Source organism: Scytonema sp. PCC 10023 (genome assembly GCF_963920835.1).
GTDB lineage: Bacteria > Cyanobacteriota > Cyanobacteriia > Cyanobacteriales > Nostocaceae > Kalymmatonema.
In genome coordinates, this window is the sequence record NZ_CAWUDP010000299.1 from 1 (window position 1) to 1378 (window position 1378).

Here is a 1378-nt window from a genome sequence, read left to right on the forward strand (position 1 = left end):
CTGCTATATAAAAGCTAGACAAGTCTAGACATTTACTTCTTTCTTCACGGGGAGCATGGGAGCGGTTATCCCTCAGAAAGCATTCACGCCAAAGCCCTGCGCGATACGCCACATGCTTCAAGCCGGGGAACCCGTCCAACGCAGTGGCTCAAATTAATTGCTGCGTTCAAATCCCTGTCCATTACGTGTCCGCAATACTCACATGAGTAAACGCGTTCACTTAACGATAGGGATTCTTTCTTGTAACCACAGTTGCTACAAGTTTTGGAAGATGGATACCATCTATCAGCTAAAACTAACTTGGCGACAAACTTCTTGCACTTGTATTCAATCTGTCGTTTGAATTCATAAAAGCCACAATCAGCAATGGATTGAGCAAGTTTATGGTTTTGCATCATGCCCGATACATTCAAGTCTTCAATCACTATCACAGCGTGGTTTTTGCATAAGTGATTGGTGACTTTATGAAGCGCGTCTTTACGAATATTTGAGACACGAGCATGATGCTTGGCTAACTTAATTTTCGACTTATGGCGGTTGTTACTGCATGCAGGTTTTTCGTGCCAAAGCTTTAGACAATCGCTTAAGCTTTTGAATGTTCTTTTTGTATGCTTTAGGGTTTGGGAATACGACACCTGTACTTAGTGTTGCCAGTTCTTTGACTCCCAAATCCACGCCAACAACATCCGCTGACTTTGGAGTAGATTCAGTTTCTACTTCATACGCAAACGCAATGTACCAGTCATCAGCTATCCGAGATATCGTCAGTTTGGTAGTCGTTGTATGAGGTAATCCCTCATAAGTTTTGACCCACCCAATAGTCGGTAGCTTGAGACGCAACCCACCAACAAGAATAGGCTTTCCACTAGCATCGATAGTAAAAGAATCGTTCTGACCTTTTTTCTTAAACCTTGGGTATCCGCCATCTCCTTTAAAAAATCGGTCATAGGCTACACCCAGTTGGTCGAAAGCGTATTGAGTAATTTTTTGACAAATACCTTTCTCTTTAATCCATTCCAGATGTGGTTTGACTTCATTATTGAAGAACTTCTTAAGGAGGTATTTATTAGGCTTGTATCCATCTTGATATAAGCTCTTCCAAGTTGCCAAACCCCAATTGTAAGTAAACCGTGCTATACCTGCGTGCTTACTCATCACTATTTTTTGGTTTGGCGTTAGCTTTAACTTAGTCTTAATGGATAAAAGCATTGACCGACCTCAATGTTTTCGGTATGGTTATTAGTATACAAATATCCGGGGTCTATTGTCAATGCCTTTCCAGAAAAATCATAAGTTAGGTGCAATTCCTTTCAATGAGGAGCCTTTTGATGGATCCCCTCTTTGTGTAAGGGTGCGTAAAGGTGTGAAAGATAAGTTA

General features: G+C 41.2%; 1 pseudogene. It reads right to left on the reverse strand.

Annotated features, from left to right (window positions below):
• Window positions 1-83: 83 nt before the first annotated feature.
• Window positions 84-1209, reverse strand: a pseudogene (locus ACM0OZ_RS48830) (RNA-guided endonuclease InsQ/TnpB family protein).
• Window positions 1210-1378: the final 169 nt, after the last annotated feature.